This window comes from Gimesia algae (assembly GCF_007746795.1).
GTDB lineage: Bacteria > Planctomycetota > Planctomycetia > Planctomycetales > Planctomycetaceae > Gimesia > Gimesia algae.
In genome coordinates this window covers 3,533,699-3,551,680 of the sequence record NZ_CP036343.1, presented here as the reverse complement: position 1 = coordinate 3,551,680, position 17,982 = coordinate 3,533,699, and the positions used below count along the sequence as shown (strand labels likewise).

The 17,982-nt window shown below is 50.3% G+C and carries 12 protein-coding genes; 9 read left to right on the top strand and 3 right to left on the bottom strand.

The genetic code is table 11. The annotated features are described in order from the left end of the window. The first annotated feature begins 30 nt into the window (after window positions 1–30). Complete coding sequence (plsY, locus tag Pan161_RS13025) at window positions 31–726, top strand: glycerol-3-phosphate 1-O-acyltransferase PlsY (protein WP_145227609.1); 696 nt, start codon at window positions 31–33, stop codon at window positions 724–726. Window positions 727–840: 114 nt separating this feature from the next. On the opposite strand, the gene Pan161_RS13020 is transcribed toward plsY, so the two are convergent. Both Pan161_RS13020 and Pan161_RS13015 read right to left on the bottom strand, forming a co-directional pair. Continuing rightward, window positions 841–1,074: a hypothetical protein gene (locus Pan161_RS13020; RefSeq protein ID WP_145227607.1), complete on the bottom strand. Its 234-nt coding sequence runs from the start codon at window positions 1,072–1,074 to the stop codon at window positions 841–843. Window positions 1,075–1,571: 497 nt separating this feature from the next. Then, on the bottom strand, window positions 1,572–2,900 hold the full coding sequence (locus tag Pan161_RS13015; protein ID WP_145227605.1) for an alpha/beta hydrolase: 1,329 nt from the start codon (window positions 2,898–2,900) through the stop codon (window positions 1,572–1,574). Between the two features lie 282 nt (window positions 2,901–3,182). Between Pan161_RS13015 and coaD the strand changes: the two genes are divergently transcribed. The 8 genes from coaD (at window position 3,183) to Pan161_RS12975 (ending at window position 16,674) form a co-directional block, all read left to right on the top strand. After that, the gene (gene coaD, locus Pan161_RS13010) at window positions 3,183–3,713 is read left to right on the top strand and encodes a pantetheine-phosphate adenylyltransferase (RefSeq protein ID WP_145227603.1); all 531 of its coding nucleotides are present in this window, start codon (window positions 3,183–3,185) and stop codon (window positions 3,711–3,713) included. Window positions 3,714–3,752: 39 nt separating this feature from the next. Further along, window positions 3,753–4,346, top strand: a complete 594-nt coding sequence (locus Pan161_RS13005; protein ID WP_145227601.1) for a thioredoxin family protein — start codon at window positions 3,753–3,755, stop codon at window positions 4,344–4,346. Between the two features lie 542 nt (window positions 4,347–4,888). Further along, on the top strand, window positions 4,889–5,446 hold the full coding sequence (locus tag Pan161_RS13000) for a sigma-70 family RNA polymerase sigma factor (RefSeq protein WP_145227599.1): 558 nt from the start codon (window positions 4,889–4,891) through the stop codon (window positions 5,444–5,446). Then, window positions 5,443–7,143: a FecR domain-containing protein gene (locus Pan161_RS12995; RefSeq protein WP_145227597.1), complete on the top strand. Its 1,701-nt coding sequence runs from the start codon at window positions 5,443–5,445 to the stop codon at window positions 7,141–7,143. The genes Pan161_RS13000 and Pan161_RS12995 overlap by 4 nt, the downstream gene beginning before the upstream one ends. A gap of 78 nt (window positions 7,144–7,221) precedes the next feature. Beyond that, window positions 7,222–10,452 carry a DUF1549 domain-containing protein gene (locus Pan161_RS12990; protein WP_197995857.1) on the top strand — a complete coding sequence of 1,077 codons (3,231 nt, stop codon included), beginning with the start codon at window positions 7,222–7,224 and terminating at the stop codon, window positions 10,450–10,452. A 41-nt stretch (window positions 10,453–10,493) separates the two neighbouring features. Then, window positions 10,494–11,930 (top strand): DUF1501 domain-containing protein, encoded by a 1,437-nt coding sequence (locus Pan161_RS12985; RefSeq protein WP_145227592.1) that lies wholly within the window; start codon window positions 10,494–10,496, stop codon window positions 11,928–11,930. A 291-nt stretch (window positions 11,931–12,221) separates the two neighbouring features. After that, window positions 12,222–15,131: a PSD1 and planctomycete cytochrome C domain-containing protein gene (locus Pan161_RS12980; protein WP_145227459.1), complete on the top strand. Its 2,910-nt coding sequence runs from the start codon at window positions 12,222–12,224 to the stop codon at window positions 15,129–15,131. 67 nt (window positions 15,132–15,198) lie between these two features. Further along, entirely contained in the window at window positions 15,199–16,674 is a 1,476-nt protein-coding gene (locus Pan161_RS12975; protein WP_145227457.1) for a DUF1501 domain-containing protein, read from the top strand. A gap of 86 nt (window positions 16,675–16,760) precedes the next feature. Here the strand turns inward: Pan161_RS12975 and Pan161_RS12970 are convergent, their stop codons facing one another. Continuing rightward, window positions 16,761–17,957 carry a RidA family protein gene (locus Pan161_RS12970; RefSeq protein WP_145227445.1) on the bottom strand — a complete coding sequence of 399 codons (1,197 nt, stop codon included), beginning with the start codon at window positions 17,955–17,957 and terminating at the stop codon, window positions 16,761–16,763. Between the last annotated feature and the right edge of the window lie 25 nt (window positions 17,958–17,982).

The following is a 17,982-nucleotide window of genomic DNA, read 5'->3' as shown; positions in this document are numbered from 1 at the left end:
CTACTTCTATTATACGAAACTGTCCACTCGATGTTTGCAGATTATTTTTGGTTTTTTGTGGCGGCCTGCTCTTATCTGGCTGGTTCTGTCCCCTTTGGTCTGCTGGTCGCAAAGCTGTTTACTGGTACAGACATCCGAAAAGTGGGCAGCGGAAACATTGGCGCCACCAATGTGGCTCGTACCCTGGGTGCGAAATGGGGCATCCTCGTGCTCGTGCTGGATGCTTTAAAGGGCCTGCTGCCCGTCTTACTGATTCCACCTCTGTTCGTGAATCCCGAATCCCCAGCTTTCGATCATGCCCGCGTCTTAAGTGGTGTCGCGACCATTCTGGGGCATATGTTTCCCCTCTGGCTGGGCTTTCGAGGCGGCAAAGGTGTGGCGACCAGCCTGGGTGTGATTCTGGTACTGGGCCCGTGGTCGACGCTGGTTGCCGTCATCGGCTTCGCTTCAACATTTCTGCTGACAAGGATTGTCGCCTTGAGTTCGATTGTCGCTGCGATTGCATTTGGTGTCGCGCAGTTTATGCAACTGGGGTCCACCGCTTTCATGCAGCAAAAATGGAGTCTGGCGGCTTTCAGTATCGCGGTCCCACTATTGATTATTGTCCGACACTGGAGCAACATGGGGAGGATCATGCGGGGAGAAGAGAAGAAATTCTCGTTTGGCAGTCGCAAGCAAACGGAGACTGCAGATCCCGAATCAAACAGCGGTGAAAGCGGTTCATAAGCAACAGGAGCGGGGGGAGAGAGTTTGCCACAGCGATCAAATCATCCTGATTTAATCGCAGGCAGTGGTTTGCTCTTTGGAGATTTCTACATCATGTAGAACAGGGGAATTCCGTCAGGATTCCACACGGATATTGTTGGTCAGGGCATATTGATCGATTTCACTCAATGCAGCATGAGTGGCCAGTTGTTTGTGGTAAAATGAATCAGTGCGTCCGGAAAGGACCACGATCTCTCCCAGGATATCAACTTTCAGCGACTGCACCTGGCTGCCGGTCCGAAATGTGATTGTCTGCTCAATTTTCCGGGAAAGCTGTTTTGCTTTCTGCGAATAGGTCTCTACAGTCATAAAAATCCTCCTTGAATAGAACCTGTATTCAGGTTTGTGATAGCGACACCAGGATCAATCGGATCGTAGTTTTAATTCGACAGAACTACGGTCGTTTCCCTGGATACGCCCTTGGCAAATTACCATCAGACAACTTTTTGTGTTGCAGCCAGCAAGTTGATGCTGGACAGTCGTGGCATTCAAGGCGGGTGGCTCTAAAGCAGCAGACTCTTGAAATTCAAGAACGACAAGTGACAAACACCGTTCCGCATCCGGCAGAACACAACTCCATTTTCTGGTATGGCAAATCTCAGTCGGTGAACTCTACGCTGGAACTTGAAAAAAAGCAAATCGTCGACTCAAGGTTCCTCTCGCTTGAGAGTGCAATTTCAATTTAGTCCCATCTGAATTCTTAATGATGTAAATTTATCCGCCCGCTTCCCGTTCGTCAAACAAAATTCTCAACGAATATTTCGATTCGGCAGAAATAACATTCTGGGAAGGCGGGCGGCCCCTGTTTACTTCTGGTCTGAATTCCAGATCCAGACCAGTGCTTCCGGCAAAACCGCTTTCCCGTGGCGGCTGCTATGAATCCCATGGCCGGTGACAAACCAGTGGTCGTAACCACTATAAGCCAGGGCGGCTGCCATCCGCTCGTTATTCAGAAACCAGTTACCCAGCTTATTGTCTAAATCATTATCGCCGTCCTGTAAAAAGACTTTAAGTGGTTTGGGAGGATACTCTTTGCGGATCAGACCAGGATAGTCGTGTGCTGTTTTCCAGGGACCAAACTGGTCGAGGGGAATTGTGTTCTTCTTGCGGGATGGATAATCATTGATTCCCCGGAAATCGCAGAAGCTGCCCACAAAGGAAATGACTTTCTGGAACAGGTCGGTCCGATGCCAGGCCGCAGTGAAAGCACAACTGCCGCCCGAAGAAGCGCCACAGATCAGATGATCTTCCGGCTTTTCAGAAATACGGTACTGCTGACGCACTATGGGCAACATTTCCTGATCCAGGAAAGTCGCATACTGGGCGGTACAGGTATCGTACTCATTGCTGCGGTTTCGGCTTTCCGATTTCCCTTTTCCGCTAGCGGGGATCACGCCGGGATTGATGAAGACGGCAATCGAAACCGGAATCTTTTTCGCATGAATCAGGTTATCCAGAACGATCGTGGCGTTGCCGTCGCCATGGCAATAATTGCTACCATCTGTAAACACAATCAGTTTTGCCGGAGGACCTGTTTTGGAATACTGGGCCGGCACATAGACCCACCAGTCGCGAACGGTGCCCGGGTACTGTTTCGTACTCTTAAAGGCGGGCATCTGGATGAGTTTTCCCTGGGGAACTCCAGCCTGTTTGAGGCTTTCCGGAGCCCATTCGTAGCTTTCAAAACCAAACCGGTTATAGCGGCCTGTCTGCAACCGTTTTCCATTCACACTGAAATGATAGTGGGCAGAAGAAAAGTTAGGGAATTTCTCCACCCAGGCGAAATAGCCGGAATCACCCAGTTCAATCATCGGCCACTGTCGTCCCTTCTCTGCAAAGACAATCACTTCGTCTCCAGGTGCTGCTTTGAGAAACCAGCCGGCATAGCCGCCACCATCGTCGGTTTTGTCAATCAATGTCTTATGCAGACCCTGTGATAAATCTTTTTCTTTCTGATACCGCTTTTTGAAGTAGTCCAGAACCTGTTGCTGATTTTCTTTGCTGACCGGTGCTTTGAGTAATTTCGAAGCATCAACCAGATTTTGCGGGGCGGCCAGCAGCGTACAGGTCATTGATAGCAGCGATAACATGATTGTGGTCAGCACAATAGCGGCGCGGAGATGAAAATATTTCATTGCAGGAAGCTCCAGTAGCAGGATTCTGGTCAATTAAGTCAATTACGTATTAGATTCAGTTACGTGTTGCATCAGGATTACTTGAATTACCTGAGTTCTCTGACTCGTTTTTCACTCCCTGTATTACAATGGCTGGCTAAGCGATTTGCAATTCCGGGAACTCTCGATCTTCAAATCTTACGATTCGTCTCAGAAATTGGATTGTGTCCGTTTGGATCATTCCCGCTTCCAGCTACAATCATATTAAGTGGTTCACAGTCATTTATCCCGAAAGGCAGTTTCGTGTCGCAGACGCTCAATCCACAACATGCTGTTTATGTAGGCAGTTTCGATCCTCCCACGCTGGGGCATCTGGATATTGTGGAACGCGGTGCGGCAATTTATTCAAAAATCACTGTCGGTATCGGGATCAATCCCGATAAACGTCCCCTCTTCTCACCAGAAGAACGACAGCAGATGCTGGAGGGGCTACTGTCCGCTTATGCTAATGTTGAGGTTAAATGTTTTCAGGGACTGGCGGTCAATTTCGTACAGGAGTGCGGCGGCGGCGTCATGCTTCGTGGACTGCGGACATTAACCGACGTGGAAGCGGAGTTCACAATGTCACTGGCGAACCGCACTCTCGCATCAGAAATCGAAACGGTCTTCCTGATGGCCAGTGAAAAATACACGCATATCTCCAGCTCACTGATCAAGCAGATCGCACAACTGGGTGGAGATGTGGCAGAAGAAAAACTCAAAGACTTCGTGCCCCGACAGGTGGTCGGTCCACTGGTTGAAAAATTCGCTTTAAAAACTTCAAACCAGTCTTAACGTCTGCTGGACTGGTTGTTCGAAAAAGGAGATTACATCATGGTTAAAACCGCATCCACAATGCTTCCATTGGGAACACAGGCTCCCGACTTTTCATTGAAGAATGTCGACGGATCAACTGTTTCCCTCAGCGACTTCAGTGACTCCAAGGGGCTGCTGGTCATTTTCATGTGCAATCATTGCCCGTTTGTGATTCACCTGCGCGAGGCACTGGCTGCCTTTGCAGATGAGTACATGGAAAAAGGTCTGGGCGTTGTTGGTATCAGTTCCAACGATGTGGCCACGCACCCCGATGACAGTCCGGAGAAAATGGTAGAGGAAGCCAAATCCGCCGGCTATCACTTCCCCTATCTTTACGATGGGACTCAGGAAGTCGCCAAAGCCTACAAGGCGGCCTGCACCCCCGATTTCTTCCTGTTTGATCAGGAGCAGAAACTCGTGTATCGCGGGCAATTCGATGACAGTCGACCAGGCGGCGACAAACCGATTACCGGCGCGGATCTGAAAACCGCCTGTGATGCCGTCCTGGCGGGATCACCAGTGACCGAAGATCAGAAGCCGAGCATCGGCTGCAACATCAAATGGCAGGAAGGTAAAGAACCCGAATACTTCACCGGTCAGCCTGCCGTCTAAGGCATCAGTCTTTCTACAAAAAAGCTCTCTTTGTTTTTTAGCGAAGAGAGCTTTTTTAATGCGCTGTTTTCAGGAGGAGCAGCCTTTGAGGTGAATCGCTTTCAGGTGGTGATTCAGTTTATAGTGATGCTGATTGTATGTGTTCCCAGTTTGGTGTCTCTTGTATCTCCCATATAAACCAGGTGTTCGGGTGTGCGGTAATGGCTTCGCCAGCCTGAATGCAGACGGTCAAGGCGGTAGTTGCCCTGAAAATGCAGTTATTCGCAACTACTGCCATTTCCCCCTGTTTTCTCGGAAAACTGGAATTGGAAGCAAAACCTAGATTGATGTATACTTATGGATATGGTTTCGGTCAGTTTGAGGGGATTTGATTGTGAATTCTGGTCAGGAAAGGATGGATCCTGAAATCTCTATCGAATTCATCAAATTGAAGGGGTAATTCACATATTCTGTGTACGATTGTCTTAGAAGGAGACTTTGTTTTTGTAATTGAAGTCAGGAAGATTTATCATACTTACCACCGGTTGAATGAAATCATCTGCATGAGCATTGAACAGGAACCGACAGCCCTGCCCGACGAATTACATGTGAAATTTCTTCATGTTTTTACGCAGCATCGAAATCAGATCTATTCGTATATCTTTTCGTTACTGCCCAATCGGGATGATGCTGAAGATGTTTTTCAGAGAACCAGCCTGATTCTCTGGAAAAAGTTTGCAGACTATGATGAAACCTGCAGTTTTTTTTCCTGGGCCTGCGGCGTTGCTTTTTATGAAGTCAAAAACTTCATGCGTGTGGCTCAGAGAAAGCGGTTGCAGTTTAGAGATGATGTGATTCAACAACTGGCGGATGAGCGTGCTGAGATTCCACAGTTCAAACTGGACCTGCGTGCTACCGCGTTAGAAGAGTGTATGCAGAAGCTGAAAGAAAAAGACCGTCAACTGGTGAATCAGGTCTATCGTGATCAGGTTCCCGTTAAAGATTTAGCAGAGGCCACCGGGGCTGCGATACAGACCTTGTATAACAGACTCAATCAGATTCGACGTCAATTAACTCACTGTATAGAACGTAATGTCTCTTATACAGGAGAGGGAAAATGAATCAAGACAATAAACATAATGAATTGCTTTACGAACTCTTCGGGGCGCTTTGTAACCATAGTATCACCGCAGAGCAGCATCAGCAACTCGAAGACATTCTCTCTACCGACGCAGATGCCAGACAGAAATACTTTAACTATCTCGACCTGCATCTGAATCTGGAACGAATGCACGACGAGCAGCCTGTTTCTGATTTCGAGTTTCAGATTCAGGCACCCCTGGCTACTTCTGCCCCTACGCAGGCACCACCCGGACAGCCTGTGAAAACATCGACCGCGTTGTGGCTGTTAGTTTCTGCTGCCTGCCTGGTTCTGGTTGCTGGTTTTTTAGTCTTTAATCAGATACCTCCAGCGACACCACAGCTCAGTCAGGTCGTTCCTCCCTCTGAAATACAGGCACCTCCCGTAGCCGCAGTCACTCAGACCGCAGCCGTACGGTTTGCCGAGGGGTCTCCCTTTCTGAAAGTCGGTTCTCCCATTGTGAACTATCAGGAATATGCGATCTCGGCTGGACAACTGCAACTGATTTTTTCAAATGGTGCCGAAGTCATTCTGACCGGTCCTGCCGTCTTTGAATGCCAGGACGCAGAACATCTGGCGGTTCGCTACGGTGCCTGCTCTGTATATGCTCCCGATGGTGCCGAAGGTTTTACCGTGGAAACACCACTCTCGAGTGTGGTTGATTATGGTACCCGGTTTTCTGTGAATGTCTCGGAAGCGGGTAACACCGATGTGCAGGTCGTCGAAGGCGAAACCGACGTGCGGCCTGTGAAACTCAAGTCCGACAGTCAAGTCAAGGCACAGCGATTGACTCGCGGCATGGCCCAGCGGTTAACCACGAATAATGGCGTTGTCATTGATGACATCCCCTTCGATCACAAACAGTATGTGTCACAGTTACCCGACCGCGTGGTCACTTATTCGACGACGTTGGGTCCCGAACAACGCGCGGAAGATTTGAAATGCGTCACTGTGCAGCGTGGCGGAAAATCCTATCAATATGAAGTCGAAGATCTGATTGGAATCGAACTCACCCATTATAACGGAAAATCCTTCCTGACCCGCAACGATGGAATTGATCCCGGCAATGATGGAAATCCAAAGACATTACGTCGGCATCTGATCGAACAGGATCGTTGTCTGCTGACCGGTGTCGTCAATCCCGGCGGATCCACGTCGCCTTTGACTGCGGCACCCGTCATGAATGAACAGGAAGATCCCGCTCACCCCAATACTCCCGGAATGGCCATCCGCTTTCGTGAGCCAGTGATCAATGATCTCGGACCGGATATTATTCTGTTCGATCTACAGGTCATTGTGCACTCGACTACCGGAGATGCCTTTTATGCATCGCCACTGCCATTCACCGAAAAATCCAAAACCCACCTGATTCAAAAATTTGATATCGATCTCGCTTCGCCGGAAGCAAAACCGCTCGAGAAATTCTGGTTGCACATTTTCAATCAGAAAACAGGCATCCGTTCCCGTGCCGAGCTGGAAACAGCCAAAGGCAATGGCGGGAACTGGCATGTCGTGGGTGCCAAAGCACTCGCGACTGGCATTGATCTGTCGGACCTCGGTTTTGCAGAAGGTGAATCCGTCGAAGGTCTGTTCATCCAGGATGTGCAGGATGACGGCGATGTGATTGACCCCGTCTTTATCGGCGGCCTCCCCCCCTTAAAACAAACACACAAATAATTTGTAATAACATCTGATCCGATTCGAAGATAGATACCCTTTTATTTTCAGCGTCGATAAATGAAAGAGGAATGGTTCATGAGATTCCTGCAAGTCAGTCTGTTACTTTTAATGTCTGCCAATCTGGTTGTGGCAGCAGAAAAAACAAAGCCGGCGGATCCGAACGCCAATCAACAGCAGCTGCATTTCTTTGAAAAAGAAATTCGCCCCTTGCTGATCAAACATTGTCTGGAATGCCACGGCGATAAAAAACAGAAAGGGGAACTGCGCCTCGATTCACTCAAAGCCATGCTCACCGGCGGAGAGAGCGGTCCTTCTATTGTTCCCGGTAAATCGCATGAAAGCCTGCTGGTCGAAGCGATCAACTATGAATCGTATGAAATGCCGCCGGATGAAAAACTGTCCGACAAAGAAATCGCCGCACTCACACGCTGGGTCGATACCGGAGCCTACTGGCCCGATAACGCAGACTATGTCATCAAACAGCGTAAGCTGGAAACGTTCTTTACTGAAGAGGACCGCAACTTCTGGGTATTTCAACCCGTCAAACAGACGGATATTCCCGAGGTCAAAGAGCAGGACTGGTCGAAAAATCCGGTCGACGCTTTTGTTTTTAACCGACTGAAAAAAGAAGGGCTGAAACCCGCCGGCGAAGCCAGTCGTACTACGCTGATTCGACGTGCCTACTACGATCTGATCGGCTTGCCTCCCACGGTCGAGCAGATTAACGCGTTCGTGAATGATCCCTCTCCCGATGCCTGGCCTCGCTTAATTGAAGAACTGCTGGAAAATCCGCATTACGGCGAAAAATGGGCTCGACACTGGCTGGACGTGGTTCGTTATGCCGAATCAGACGGGTTCAACCAGGATGCATTTCGTCCGGAAATCTGGCGGTACCGCGATTATGTCATTCGTGCTTTCAACAGCGATAAACCTTATTCGCAATTTGTGAAAGAACAGCTGGCCGGCGATGAAATTGCACCAGAAGATCCGGAAGCACTCGCTGCGACCGGTTTCCTCAGGCATTATCTGTATGAATACAACCAACGCGATGCCCGCACACAGTGGAATGATATTCTCGACAACATTACTGATGCGACCGGCGATGTCTTTATGGGCATGAGTATGGGCTGTGCCCGCTGCCACGATCATAAGTTCGACCCGATTTCGCATCAGGATTATTACCGCCTGCAGGCATTTTTTGCACCGATGATGCCTCGTGATGATGTTCCCTTTGTGACGCCGCAGGAACTTGCTGCATATAATCAGAAGCTTGATATCTGGGAAAAGAAAACGGCTGACATTCGCGCCCAGATTGATGAAGTGACAAAGAAAACACTTGCAGGAGCAGCCCACAGTCAGATCAAAATGTTCCCTGCCGACATCCAGGAGATCATGGACAAGCCGGAAGATCAACGGACCGCTCATGAGCATCAGCTGGCTGACCTCGTAAATCGACAGGTGAGCATCAAGGAAAGATCCTCACTGGCTTCCCTCAAAAAAAGTGATAAGCCCCATGGGAAAAAGTATCAGGAACTCCTCAAGCAGCTGGCTGCCTTTGATGATCTGAAACCCAAACCGTTACCCACCGGGATGAGCGTGACCGATTCCAAAGGTGCAACGCCCATCACCACAATTCCCGATGACCCCAATCATACACCCATTGTGCCCGGCTTTCTGTCCCTGTTGAAGCCGGGGGAAGCGGAGATCGTCCCCATCTCGACCGCACCACATTCCACAGGTCGTCGTACGGCGCTGGCGAACTGGATGGTCAATCCACAAAATCGTCTGACGACGCGTGTGATCACCAACCGCGTCTGGCAGTACCATTTCGGTACCGGGCTGGTAGCGACTGCCAACGACTTCGGTCATATGGGAGAGGCCCCCAGTCATCCGGAACTGCTTGACTGGCTGACGACTTATTTCGTAGAGAATGGCTGGAGCATCAAAAATCTGCACCGCCTGATTATGAATTCTACGACTTATCGTCTGTCAGCCTTTCATCCGGCACCACAACAGGCGAAACTCAAGGATCCGACAAACCGATTGCACTGGCGGGCCAATATCCGCCGCCTCGATGCGGAAGACATTCGCGATTCCGCTCTGTTCCTGTCCGGGGAACTGGATACAAAACTGGGTGGTCCTTCCGTCAGCGCGAATCAGCCACGCCGCAGCATTTACACGATTATGAAACGCAATGTGCAGGATCCGGTTTTAGGTGCCTTCGATTTGCCCGGCGGTATTAAAAGTGTCGCTCAGCGCGATGTCACCACCACTGCGAACCAGGCCTTACTGATGATTAACGGCGACTGGTTCCTGAAACGAGCGAACGCCATGGCCCGTTCTCTCAAATCAGAATCATTTAATGACGAAGCAGAATTGATTACGCATCTGCACCAGAAGGCATTCGGGAAAAAACCGGAATCAGCTGAGTTGAAGTTGTTTTCTGAATTTCTCAACACACAACAAAAGCGTATTGCAGCCGAAACTGACAGCCACAAGCAGACTTTCATAGGGCAAATTACACAGACGACAGGTGACGCCATCAAATTGGGGAAAGGCTCGAAACTCTCCAGTCTGAATGTCGGGCCTGCCAAAGCACTGCCGGCTGCAGATCTCACGATCGAAGCCGTTGTGCAGCTGGATTCCATTTATGAAAATGCTTCCGTCAATACAATCGCAGCTCACTGGACCGGCAATTCAAAACAGCAGGGCTGGTCGTTTGGTGTCACCAGTCAGAAATCCGCCTACAAACCGCGGAACCTGATTCTGCAACTGGTCGGCGATAACAAAGACGGAAAACTGACCTACGAAGTGGTCGCTTCCAATCTCCATCTGGAACTGCATAAACCTTATTACGTTGCAGCGGCAATCAATATTGCTGATACCAGTGAGAAGGGAATTACGTTCTATGTGAAAGAGCTCTTCTCAGAGAAACCGCTGCAGACTGTATCCGTCAAGCATTCTGTCGTGGGTAACTATCGTCCCGATTACAATTTTGTACTGGGGGGGCGTGAGAAAACGTCGGGCAGCAGATGGAACGGCCTGCTGGACAATGTCCGGCTTTCCCAGGCTGCTTTGACGCAGCAGCAGCTGCTTGTCAATCAGCCCGATCAGCTGTCTGATACCACCGTTGGCTTCTGGCAGTTCAATGATCAGAACAGCCTGCTGAAAAACCAGGTCGCTGGTGCACTGAAGATTCTGCCTCCTTCAGAAACTTCACTGGGAGCCAGTAACGCACGTCAACAGGCTTTGACCGATTTATGTCATGTGCTGTTAAACTCCAACGAATTCCTCTACCTGGATTAATCAGTCGAGACTTACGACAGCAAGAGTAGAAAGACAATCTTATGAGCAATCAAACTCAACAGAATATCAATCGACGTCAGCTCCTTTTTCAGGCCGGCGCAGGTTTCGGCGGGATCGCCTTGAATGCATTAATGGCGCAACAGGCCCAGAGTGCAGCCATCCCGGACCGTCAGTCGTTCTCTCCCCTGGCTTCGAAACAGACCCACTTTCCAGCGACAGCGAAAAGTGTGATCTTCCTGTTCATGGAAGGGGGCCCCAGCCATATCGATATGTTCGATCCGAAGCCGGAGCTGCAGAAACTGGCTGGCAAACCGTTGCCGGAGAGTTTCAAAAAACCGATTACTGCCATGGGGGAAGTCAACTCTCCCCTGCTGCCATCCCAACGAAAATGGAAGCAGCATGGCGAAGCGGGCACCTGGGTCTCAGACTGGTTGCCGCACACCGCGACCTGCGTCGATGACATTGCCGTCCTGCGTGGCTGCTGGACGAACGGCATCAATCACGCCGGTGGGGTCTGCCAGATGAATACCTGCATTCCACTGGCCGGTCGGCCTTCGCTGGGCAGCTGGGTGACATATGGGCTGGGAACGGAAAATGATAGCCTGCCAGCTTTTGTTGTGATTCAGGATAATAACGGCACCGTGGTCAACGGGCCTCGTAACTGGGGGACTGCTTTCATTCCCGCCGTCTATCAGGGCACACGACTCAATACGGGCAAAACACCGATCTCCAACCTGTATCGACCGGAAGATATTTTCCCGACACAGGAAGCCGGCAAACTGGATCTGCTGGCGAAACTGAATCAGCGTCATGCTGCTTCACGTAAACAGCAGTCCGAACTCGATGCCCGGATTGAATCATACGAACTCGCCTTTCGGATGCAGGCCGCTGCTCCGGAAGCGATTGACCTGTCTCAGGAAACCAAAGAGACCCAGGAACTGTACGGCATGGATCAGAAGGAAACCAAGGTCTACGGCACGAACTGTCTGCTGGCGCGTCGCATGGTGGAGCGGGGTGTTCGCTTCGTTCAACTCTACAACGGAGCCGGCAGCAAATGGGATTCGCATTCCGGCATTGAAAAACGTCACGCCAGCCTCTGTAAGGGGATGGATAAATGTGTCGCCGGTCTGTTGAAGGATCTCAAGCAGCGTGGCCTGCTCGATTCCACCCTGGTCGTCTGGGGTGGCGAGTTTGGTCGTACCCCGATGAGTGAAAAGGGGGATGGCCGTGATCATAACCCGACCGGCTTCACCATGTGGATGGCTGGAGGCGGCGTCAAAGGAGGCCAGACGATTGGCGGAACAGACGAACTCGGGCTCTACGCGGTTGAGGATCGTATGCATGTTCGCGATATTCACACCAGCATTTACCATCTGCTCGGGCTCAGTAATCTGAAACTCGAATATCGCCACAAAGGCAGCCCTGAACGCCCGACCCTCAACGAAGGGGAATTCATGAAAAAACTGGTGACTGGCTAGGTTCGGTTGTAACTTTATATAAAGTAATGGCTTACGTAAATGATTCTTGTTCCATGCATCGATACTGCGCAGAACCCCTCTGTCTGTGACAATCCTGAGAGTTTGACTCTTTTCTATTAATCAAACTCCGGTGAAAATCCTCTCTTGCACTTCGGTCTAAAACCGATACCATAATATATAAGCAACTTTTAGATATTATTGATCTTAAATGCTGCGATGAGCCCTCCATACATACTATTCATCAAACATGAATAGTCCTCACTGTAACCATTACCAAGAGAGTCTTCTTCTATGATCAGGCGACTTTCCCTGGCGTATTTGTTTGCCGCTACTATCTGTCTGAACTCAGCATCAGCTGTTGAGTCTGCGGATCAGACAGAGAAACTTTCGTTTGAAAACGATGTGCGCAAAATCCTCAAAGTTCACTGCCTGCATTGTCATGGCGAGAATGGCGAGATGGAAGGCAGCCTGGACTTGCGACTGAAACGCTTTATGGTGAAAGGGGGCGACAGTGGCCCGGCGATTGTGCCTGGTAAAAGCGCTCAGAGTGAATTGATTGCCCGCATCGAAGCCAAAGAAATGCCTCCCGAAGGCAAGCCGATGCCTGATGAGGAACTGGCAATTCTGAAACAGTGGGTCAATCAGGGGGCTCACAATCTCAGACCCGAACCGGAAAGCATCGGAGCCGACTACGTGCCCCCTGATGAGCAGGCATTCTGGTCCTTTCAACCAGTGAATAACAGTCCGCTCCCCAAAGTCAAACAACCGGCTCTGGTCAAACAGCCCGTTGATGCGTTTCTATTATCCAAGCTGGAATCAAAAGGTCTGACATTCACTGCGCAGGCAGATAAAACAATCCTGGCCCGTCGTGCGTTTTATGATCTGATTGGCCTGCCTCCTACGCCGGAAGAACTCAAACAGTTTCTGGATGACAAAAGTCCGAATGCCTATGAAAAAATGATCGATCGTCTGCTGGCCTCCCCGCATTATGGCGAACGCTGGGGCCGACACTGGCTGGATGTGGCTGGCTATGCCGACTCCGAAGGCTACAACAATAAGGATCAGGATCGTCCCTGGGCATTCCGTTACCGCGATTATGTCATCCGTGCCTTCAATAATGACAAACCTTACGATCAGTTTCTGAAAGAACAGCTGGCCGGTGATGAGATGGTCAAACCTCCTTATCACAAACTGAGCCCGGAAGAGATGGAAAAACTGGTCGCCACCGGATTTCTCCGCATGGCCCCCGATGGAACAGGCAGCAACCCGGCTGAAAGAGAAGTCGCTAAAAATCAGGTGATTATCGATACTGTTGATATTGTTTCGTCTTCGGTTCTGGGAATGACCATCGCCTGTGCCCAGTGTCACGATCACAAATACGACCCGATTCCCCAGAATGATTACTATCGGTTCCGTGCCATTTTTGAACCAGCTCTCGACTGGAAAAGCTGGCGAACCCCCGCTGCGCGGCGGATTTCGATCATGTCGGACGAAGATCGCAAAGTAGCCAATGAATTGGAAGTCGAAGCGAAAAAAGTACTCGCTGAACGCACAGAGCTGGTCAACAAGTTTATCGACCGGACTCTGGAACGTGAGTTGATGGATGTGCCGGAAGACAAGCGGGACGCCATGCGAACGGCTTATAAAACTTCGGGTAAAAAACGTACCAAAGACCAGGTGGCGATGCTCAAAGAGTATCCCCGCATCAATCGCCTGTCAGCCGGTTCGCTGTATCTTTACGATCGCACACTGGTGGAACAGTCGAACAAAGCAGCTCAGAAAGCGAAAGAACTGGCAAAACAGCTGGTAGAGAAAATCGAAAAAGAAACGCTGGAGAAAATACCCGCTGATCAGAAAGCATTAGCGCTGGCTGCGAAAAAAGCAGAAGTCAAAAACCAGACGGAAGAACAGAAACAACTTCTGGCCGCATTTCCGGCATTGCTGGTTTCCGTTTCCAATCTGGAAAAATTCGACCCCAAAGGCGCAGCAGAAATCCAGCATCTTAAAGACGAATCCAAGCGACTGGCTGAACTCAAAACAACAAAAATCCTGAAAGAGTACAGTGATAAAGCAACTGCGATTCGGGATAAAAAGCCGAAAGAAGAATTCATCCGCGTGCTGACAGAAGTTCCGGGAAAAGTCCCGAAAACCTTCTTCTTTAACCGTGGGGATTTCGAACAACCCAAACATGAACTGGAACCCGCCGGCCTGACCGTGATTAAATCCAACCTGAAAACGCCGGTTGAGATTCCCCCTGTCAATAAAGACCTGCCAACTACCGGACGACGGCTGGCGTATGCCAATTACATTACCAATGGTCAGCATCCACTGACGGCACGCGTATTTGTGAACCGTCTCTGGCTGCATCACTTCGGAAAAGGTATCGTGGCCTCTCCCACCGATTTCGGAAAACTGGGAATTCCGCCGACTCATCTGGAATTACTGGACTGGCTGGCGAATGACTTTGTGACCCACGGCTGGAAAATCAAACGCATGCATAAAATGCTGATGACCTCGACTGCATACATGCAAAGTTCACAACGTTCTGATGAGTACGATGTGGCCGATCCGGATAATCTGCTGTATGGGCACATGCCTGTCCGCCGTCTGGAAGCGGAAACGATCCGCGATTCCATTCTTGCAGTTACCGGAAAACTCAAAACCGACCTGTACGGCGAACCGGTTCCTGTGAAGGAAGACGAAGTCGGGCAGATTGTGGTGGGTCTTGCCAATGTTGATTCGGCTGGTCGTCAGAAAAAAAATCTCAAGATGGATGATCGCAAGTTCCGTCGTAGTATCTACGTCACCGTCAGTCGCAGCAAACCGCTGGCTGTGCTCGACATGTTTGATGCACCCAAGATGGAACCGAACTGTGAGAAACGTTCTTCATCCACCGTCGCACCCCAGTCACTGCTGATGATGAACAGCGCTTTCATGGTAGAAAATGCCGAACTCTTCGCAGAACGTCTGTTGAAAGAAAAGGCCGGCAATAAAGCAGAACAGGTCAAGCTGGCCTGGATCCTGGCTTTCGGTAAAGAGGCCTCGACGGAAGAAGTTCAGCAGTCTGTCGAATTTATTGACTCACAGTTGCCTCAATTTAAAGATAAAACACAGAATGCAGGTAAGACTCCTGAGCAACTGGCACTGGCTACGTTCTGTCAGGCGTTACTCAGTAGTAACGCCTTCCTGTATGTAGATTAACCCGGCTTCATCGAAGCGGCGTTCTGAAAATTAGATTTTGACTCCGGCAGAATAACGGTATCGAATTATGAATAAGCAATCAATTTCAGCTCCTCACTCCAGACGACACTTTCTGGCTTCCAGTTCCATGGGCATCGGATCGGTGGCTCTCTCCTGGTTGTTGAACCAGGACCAGGCACACGCTAATCCTGCCGTCACGCGACCTGATCTTAAGCAACCTGCGCTGGAAAAACAGCAATTTGACCTGGCCGTCAAACCAACGCACCATCCACCCCGCGCCAAAGCCATGATCTCCATGTTCATGCAGGGGGGGCCCAGTCATCTGGATATGTTTGATCCCAAACCGATGCTGCAGAAGTACGACGGCAAGAAATTTCCCGGAGACATCAAATACGACAACGCTGCCCAGGCCAGCTCTAAAGTATTAGGCAGTCCCTGGAATTTCAGCAAACACGGTGAGTGTGGAATGGAGTTATCAGAACTCGTTCCTGGTTTATCTGAAGTCGTCGACGATATCGTTCTGATGCGATCGATGCACACCAGCGTGAACAACCATGGTCAGTCAATCTACGCGATGCACAGTGGTCGTATCCTGCCCGGACGTCCCACACTGGGTAGCTGGCTGACCTACGGGCTGGGGTCCGAGTCAGAAAATCTGCCTGCTTATATCGCAATGGTCGATCCCGGCGGTGCACCTGTGCTTGGTGTCGATAACTGGACCAATGGCTGGTTACCTTCACTCTATCAGGGAACCGTGATTCGTCCCAAAGAACCACGCATCCTGAATCTGAATGCCCCGCCTCACCTGAGTGGCAAAGCACAGGAGAAGTACCTCGACTTCCTTGGGAATCTGAATCAGCGTCATCTGAACCAGCATCCAGGCGAAGACGATCTGTCGGCGCGGATTGCCAGTTATGAACTGGCGGCCAAAATGCAGTCTGCAGCGGCGGAAGCACTGGATTTGAGTAAGGAAACCAAAGCAACTCAGGCCATGTATGGGATTGACGTGCCTGCATCAGCCGAGTTCGGCAAACGCTGTCTGATTTCCCGCCGCCTGATTGAACGGGGCGTACGTTTTGTTCAAATCATGACTGGTAACCAGACCTGGGACCACCATACCAGTATGCGAACTTCGCTACCCAGTGCCTGTAAACGGGTGGATGTGCCTGCTGCCGGCCTGGTGAAAGATCTCAAGCAGCGTGGTCTGCTGGATGAAACTCTCGTCCACTGGGGCGGAGAAATGGGACGGTTGCCTGTCATCCAGAACGACGCGGGCGTCGCCAAGCAGGGCCGCGATCATAACACCTATGGCTTCAGCATGTGGCTTGCCGGCGGTGGATTGAAGGGTGGCATGACCTACGGCGAAACCGATGATTTCGGTCATCACGCCATCAAAGACAAAGTCAGCCAGTCTGACTATCACGCAACGCTCATGCATCTGTTTGGCCTGGATGCCGAACGCCTGACCTTCACCCGCAACGGTGCACCGCAGACACTGATCGACGGTCAGGAAAACCGTGTAGTGAAAGAAATTATTGCCTGAAGCCTGCTCAAAAGTAAGTCAAATAAAAAACGCCCTGTTTTTCGCAGGGCGTTTTTTTTGATTGGGTAATTGAAAATCGGACAGGACTACTTTGCGGGAATCGCAATCATGTCCAGCACCAGAATCCGATTGGGCACCCCTACGCTTTTGACGGTCGCTTTGGAAGCAGCCGGCGGGCGCTGTGGATCGTAGTATTCCGTGCGGATCTTACCGAAGTCACCACTGATGCCATCTTCAGAGACATAATAGGTGGCTTTCGCCAGATGCTGCATATCACTGCCCGCTTCACCCACAATGGTTTTTAACTGATTGAAGACACTGTGAATTCGTGTGGGGTAGTCGCCTGGTGCTTTCGATGTGATGCCTGAGACATAAATCCGGTCACTCACCTCAGCAATTGCCACCCGGCTGTAAACAGGCGATGCTTTCATGCCGGTCGGAGTTTTATAGGTGACCGTTTCCGCAGGGCGGGATGCGGCAGCTTCTTCAGGCATCGCGACAATCATTTCGATTTCAATGGGTAGCGACGAAAACCATTCGACCAGCGAGACCGGCGGCCTGCGTTCTTCGGGAAAGATACCGTCTATCATTTCAGTGACTTCATTGGCCTGACTCATGGGAGTCATGAAGGCTTTGATGTGTACGATGTTTTTAGGTTTCGCGCCCAGGTATTCCAGCGTCTCAAACAATTCTTTCATCGTCTTGATAGCGGCTTCCGAAACAGTGTCTGCTTTGACAGCCTGCCCGGAAATATAAGCTGTGCGACCCGCTGGTAACAAAGCGACACGAAAACCGGAAGGGGCGTCATTGAAGACTTTTGTTTCAGTCAGTTTACTCGACGATTCTGTCGCAGCGACCGCATCCATTGCCACGAGGGCCTTCGGATCGGGAAGTTTTGTCACCACATAGGTGCACGCCGGTTGTGCGATCAGCTCCAGTTCCTGTGTGAGTCGTTGTTGGACCTCCGCGACCAGTTCTTCACGGGCGACATAGATATTCAGTTTGACCAGTTTATTCAGTGAGCAGTCGACTTTTTTCAATAGATAACTCAGGTTCTTCAGTACCAGTGCCGTCTGATCGCCGGCACCACTCGTACTGATCATGCCTCCTTCAATATTTAAAGGCAGGATTTGAGAAGTATGGGCCAGGACATCGTCTTTCACAACCACACACAGAGAAGCTCCCGTTTTAGAGGAAGGCTTGTAATACGAGACTTCTGCCTGGATTAAACCCGTCAGCCCCAGGAAAAAAACAGCGGTCAGTAATTTCGTCAGATGTTTCATAGTGTAGTCAACAATTCTTAAAGGA